At 49.3% G+C, this 5,997-nt stretch carries 3 protein-coding genes; all 3 read left to right on the top strand.

Annotation, left to right across the window (positions count from 1 at the left end; all coding sequences use genetic code 11):
* Window positions 1-494: 494 nt before the first annotated feature.
* Window positions 495-2,120, top strand: a complete 1,626-nt coding sequence (locus HWQ67_RS11655; protein ID WP_218252863.1) for a hypothetical protein — start codon at window positions 495-497, stop codon at window positions 2,118-2,120.
* A 34-nt stretch (window positions 2,121-2,154) separates the two neighbouring features.
* Window positions 2,155-4,434, top strand: coding sequence for a GspE/PulE family protein (locus tag HWQ67_RS11650; protein WP_218252862.1), 2,280 nt, complete (start codon window positions 2,155-2,157; stop codon window positions 4,432-4,434).
* Between the two features lie 117 nt (window positions 4,435-4,551).
* Window positions 4,552-5,997 (top strand): MASE3 domain-containing protein (locus tag HWQ67_RS11645; RefSeq protein WP_218252861.1); only part of this gene is annotated, 1,446 nt, incomplete at its 3' end.

Here is a 5,997-nt window from a genome sequence, read left to right as displayed (position 1 = left end):
CTCAAGTGGGTGGCTGCAATGATGGTGGCGCAGGCTGGTTTCATTGTTACCTTAATGAGGCTTTTCATCCGGTAAGGATTGAGAGTAGGGCAATAGTCCTTGACCGTAAGAACAAGAAAGAGGCTGCTGTGCCCTCTTGCTGACCCATTGGTCACATAGATTACTCCTACTAAGCAGAAGAGCATAAGTAACTATAACGTAATTCACCCAATTAAAGAAAGAAAGGGGCGGCTCCGCCCCCCTTCAGCCCCCCCCGCAAGGGGAGGGGCGAGCCGCCCCGGGCACGAAGAAGTCCCCTTGACCCCATAAGGCTGGTGATGTTATACATGTTTATGCTAAGTTACTTACCAGCGGAAAGTTTATGCACCCGGTAGCTTTTCTATGTTGACAAATATAATGGCATTTATAGATACTATTATAGCGACCGGAATTTGCAAGGGTCGATTGTTATCTTTTTGTAAGGAGCTAAAAGAAACTCAGGAGGTATAATTTATATGTATAACAGCGCCAGGGAGTGCTGGAAGGCTATACTGTCTTCCCCTAATGAAAATAGAGGACTACTGTCCGAAATAGAACAGTTTGCCAGAAACAGTCAGGACACCACCAATGTCGTCTTCGGGACGTCGGGCTGGAGAGGTGAGATCGGTATCGACTACACGTTTAACAACCTGAGGATCGTCACCACTGCAATCATTGATATGTTTAAGGCTCAGGAGCCTGATGTCATGCGGGCACTGGGAGTCAAAGACTTTGAGGAGATAAAAAAACGTGGCGTCATCGTAGGCCATGACAACAGGTTCCTGGGACCGGAATTTGCCAGGATCGTCATAGGACTTCTGAACAAACACGGCATAAAGGTCTACTACAGCGGAGAAACGACCACTCCGGAGTTCTCATCCGCCCTTGAGGAACTCTCCGGGGCCGCATCGATAAACCTCACGCCATCGCACAACCCCGCCACATGGGCAGGGTACAAGTTCAACCCCTCCGATGGCGGCCCTGCCGGGGCAGAGATCACAAAGGTCATCGAACAACTCAGCAACGATATGATGACCAAAAAGGTAATCATCCCCGAACATCAACCCTCCGAGTATGAGAGAATCGACCCGATATCGCTCTACCAAAAGTTCGTGGACAGGAAGAAGACCTTCGATATAGCCAAACTCAGACAGTTCATAGCAAAAGCAGACGTCTTTATCTGCATCGACCACATACACGGCGCCTCCCGCGGCAGACCCAACAGGCTCCTCGGAGACAGCCCCAAGATTCAGTACATGAGAACCACGGATGACAATCTCTTTGGCGGCATAGCCCCCGAGCCTTCCCAGGAAAACATGAAGCCCGTCACCGAAGCCCTGAGACAGAGCAAGGCCGCCCTCAAGCTCGGCGTCATCATAGACCCCGATGGCGACAGAATACGCTTTACCGATGGCTATACCGAACTGCCCATGAACTCCTTTGGTGCCCTGGCCCTGCATTTCTTCTGCAAGTACAAGGGGCTCTCCGGCGTGGTGACAAAGTCCGTGGCCACGAGCAACTTCGCAAACGCAATAGCCAAACAACTTGGCATCGGCATACGAGAGACCATGGTGGGCTTTAAGAACTTCAGACCATATATGCTCTCTACGGCAGCCCCTGATGACAAGGCCATCATCGCCTTTGAGGAGAGCGACGGCATCTCCGGTTACAATCATACGCTCGAAAAGGACGCCATATTTGGCCTGCTGGCGGCAATTGACATGATGGCTACCACGGGGATGAACATCGGAGAGTACTTTGCTGCCGTGCAGAAGGAGTTTGGGTACTTTTATCCGGACAGGTCCGGTGTCTCCGTTGACCGTTCGCTGGTGGGCAAGCCGCTGCTGGATAAGCTCGCACGCATCAAGGATGCCATGAAGGTTGGCTCTACCGTCAGCTTTGGCGCCGTGACAAAGACCATCAAGGAAATCATCACCCTTGACGGCACCAAGATTATCTTCAACGATGACTCATGGTTGCTGATCAGACCATCCGGGACGGAACCAAAGGTCAGGTTTTACATCGAAACACGTTCGGAAAAGGAAAAAGATATCATGTTTAAGAAGGCCGAGGAGATTACACGAAACGCCATAGCGTCATAGAGGCTTAATATTAAGACTTCCGTGTAAATGGATAATGAAAAAAGAAGATATCACAAAGGTACAGGAATTAGAAAAAAAGCTCCAGTACAATGAGCGCCTGAAGACTGTTACCAACAAGATCAACTCGGTCAGCAACATAGATGAGATATTCATCAGACTGATAAGCGATATCCTGGGACTCTTTGACGCCGAACGCATAACCATCTATGCGATAGACCCCATGAGAAACGAGCTGTACTCAAAGCACCTGGTGGGGGCAGAGATCAAGCGCATCAGACTCCCCATATCCGCCTCGAGCCTTGCCGGATATGTAGCCTACACGCTGGAGACCATAAATATCCCCGACGTCTACGACACGGCCATGCTCAATAGCATGAATCCGCGCCTGACGTTTGACAGCAACTGGGACAAAAAAACCGGCTTCAGAACCAAACAGATACTTGCAACTCCAATACGGTTTGAAAACAGGCTCTTTGGGGTCATCCAACTGATAAACAAGAAAGAAGAAGAGGCCTTCAGCAAAGATGACGAAAAAAATATCGTTGAGATAGCGCGCATCCTGGGTATCGCCTTTCGCAATCAGTCAAAAATGCTCACCACGCGCTTTAACTACCTTGTCATGCAAAACATCATCACTGAGGAGGAACTCAAGCGGGCAATTATAGCAGCCAGAGAACGCAAAAAAGAGATAGAAGTTGTCCTCATGGAGGAGTTCAAGGTACAGAAGAAGGACATCGGCGCTGCCCTGAGTCAATCGTATGGCTACAAGTTCATAGAGTACTCAGACAAATACTTTATCCCCAGGGACATAGCCAAGGGGCTTAATCTCACCTACCTCAAAAATGCCAACTGGATACCCATATCGGCAACAGGGGGCAAGGTGGTTATTGCCATTGACAGTCCCAACGACATGAAGATAAGTGAGATAAAGGGCCTCATTAAGGCCGACGACTATGAGTTTAACATTGCCCTGAAAGAGGATATCAGCAAGTTCATCAACTCACTTGAAAAGGACACTGAGTATGCCGCAAAGCCTACATCCTCCGTCTCTGACATACTCAGTGAGCTTGAGATCAGAGAGGAGGATGATGCCGACAGAACCGACAGCAACCTGGATGAGAATGCGGGGGCAATTGTCAGGCTGGCAAACAAGATAATAATCGACGCCTATGAAAAGGGTGCCTCGGACATACATATAGAGCCAAGTAAGATGAAAAAGAAGGTGGATATCCGCTACAGGGTTGACGGTGCCTGTATGAGGCACATCGAAATACCCTATTCGCATAACAACGCCCTCGTGTCGAGGCTCAAGATCATGTCGAGCCTGGATATTGCCGAGCGGCGTATGCCCCAGGACGGCAAGATAAAGTTTACGTATAAGGACAAACAGATCGAGCTTCGTGTTGCGACCCTTCCCACGGTAGGTGGCGAGGCCGTTGTAATGAGAATACTGGCTGCCAGTGAGCCGATGCCACTCAATGCCCTGAGGTTGTCGGAGAGAAATCTGACGGAACTCAAAAGCATAGTGTCCAAGCCCTATGGTCTGGTGCTGGTGGTGGGGCCGACGGGTTCCGGTAAGACGACCACGTTGCACAGTGCCCTGGGGCATATCAACGTCCCTGAGACAAAGATATGGACAGCCGAAGACCCCGTTGAGATCACGCAGTATGGTCTGTGTCAGGTGGAGGTCAAGCCCAAGATAAAGTTTGACTTTGCCCGTGCCATGAGGGCGTTTCTCCGGGCCGACCCTGATGTTATCATGGTTGGTGAGATGAGAGACCATGAAACTGCGGCCACTGGTATTGAGGCCTCGCTGACGGGGCATCTTGTCTTTAGCACGCTGCACACCAACAGTGCCCCGGAGACCATTACCAGGTTGATTGACATGGGGCTTGACCCGTTTAACTTTGCCGATGCGCTCCTGGGTGTCCTGGCGCAGCGTCTGGTGCGTACACTCTGTAAGGACTGCAAACAGCCTTATCGCCCCGCAAAAGACGAGTTCGATGAGCTGGTGGAGGCCTATGGCAGGCAAGCGTTCCCTGAGCTTGGCGTCACCTATGACGACAAGTTTACCCTTTACAAGGCCAAGGGCTGTAACAAGTGCAACAACACCGGTTACAGGGGCAGGGCAGGTATTCACGAGCTGCTAGTTGGCACGACTCCAATCAAAAAGCTGATCCAGAAAAAGGCCCTGATGGAAGTCATCAGAGAACAGGCAATTGTTGACGGCATGAAGACCCTCTTTCAGGACGGCGTAGACAAGGTCATCCAGGGCCTGACGGACATAAAACAGGTCAGACGTGTCTGCATGTGAGCAGAAGAGAAGAAGAAAGGGGCGGCTCCGCCCCCCTTTAGAACCCCCCGCAAGGGGGCCAGCCCCCTTGACCCCTTCTTCCTGCTATAGTTACTTATGCTCGGTTACTTATCAATAATGGCATTGTTTAATCACTACCTGATGTTTCACAGCATAGCAGAGATATTCAGCATCATCGTGGCATGTTCTATCTTTGTTGTTGCCTACAACTCAAGGAAGTGGATGGAGAACGACTATCTGCTGTTTATCGGGATAGCGTCTCTGTTCATCGCCATCCTGGACATGGTTCACACGCTTGCCTATAAGGGGCTGGGGGTCTTTATAGGACATGACGAGGTCAATCGGGCGGCAAGCCTGTGGATTGCGGCGCGTTATCTCGAAAGCATGTCATTGGTTGTGGCGCCCTTGTTTTTCAAGCGAAAGATAAACATCAATGTGGTGTTTGCTACATATTCTGTTCTCCTGTTTATCGTTCTTGGCGCCATACTCTTCTGGGATGTGTTTCCGACATGCTTTGTAGACGGCAGGGGATTGACACCGTTTAAAAAAACAAGCGAATATGTTATTTCGTTGATACTCGTGATTGCCTTTTTGATATTACGCAAAAACCGCAACGAATTCACCCCCAGGGTGTTCAGACTGATGAGTTACGCTATCATGGTCACGATCCTGACCGAACTCATGTTCACCTTCTATTCATCACCATATGATATCTTTAACTTTACCGGTCACATACTAAAGATAGTGTCTTTTTTTCTGTATTATAGGGCAATTGTAGTGACGGGGCTAAAGATGCCATTTGACATAATCTTCCGGCAACTCAAACACCGTGAGGATGAGCTACAGGAGCTTAACAGACAGCTTGAGCTGCGTGTTGATCAAGAGATCACGGTGCGTCAACACAAGGAGCAATTGCTCATTCAGCAGTCCAAGATGGCGGCGGTGGGTGAAATGATCGGGGCAATAGCGCATCAGTGGCGGCAACCCCTCAATGCCATAAGCGTAATGACTATGGACTTTAAGGACGCCTATGATTTTGGCGAAATCAACAAAGACTACATATCACAGATGACGGACAAGATAAACGGGCAAGTCATGTTTATGTCCGAAACAATAAACGACTTCAGGAATTTCCTGCAACCTTCAAAGGAAAAAACCGCATTTAACGTCTCACACGCCATAAAGGATATCCTGCGACTGATCTCCTTTATGGTCAATAAAGACAACCTGGAAATAAAATTGGAGTGCAAAGAGAAGGACAGAAAAAAGCTGCTGTTTAAACACGACTGCATAGAGATATGTGAATGTGAGGAGGGCTTTATCGTCTACGGTTATCAGAACGAGTTCAAACACGTAGTCCTCAACCTAATAAACAACGCAAGAGATGCAATCACGGCAAGCAGGGACAAGGGGCTGTACAGTAGAGCGACAAGGGGAGAGATATTCATCGAACTATACTCTCTCAACGGCAACGTCAGGGTCGAAATATCAGACAACGGTGGAGGCATCCCTGATGACATACTAAAGCGTCTTTTTACGCCCTACTTTACGACAAAGGATGCC

This window comes from Candidatus Magnetobacterium casense, assembly GCF_019173545.1.
GTDB lineage: Bacteria > Nitrospirota > Thermodesulfovibrionia > Thermodesulfovibrionales > Magnetobacteriaceae > Magnetobacterium > Magnetobacterium cryptolimnobacter.
Note: the sequence above shows the minus strand (reverse complement) of the source record. Positions and strands in the feature narration are given on the sequence as shown.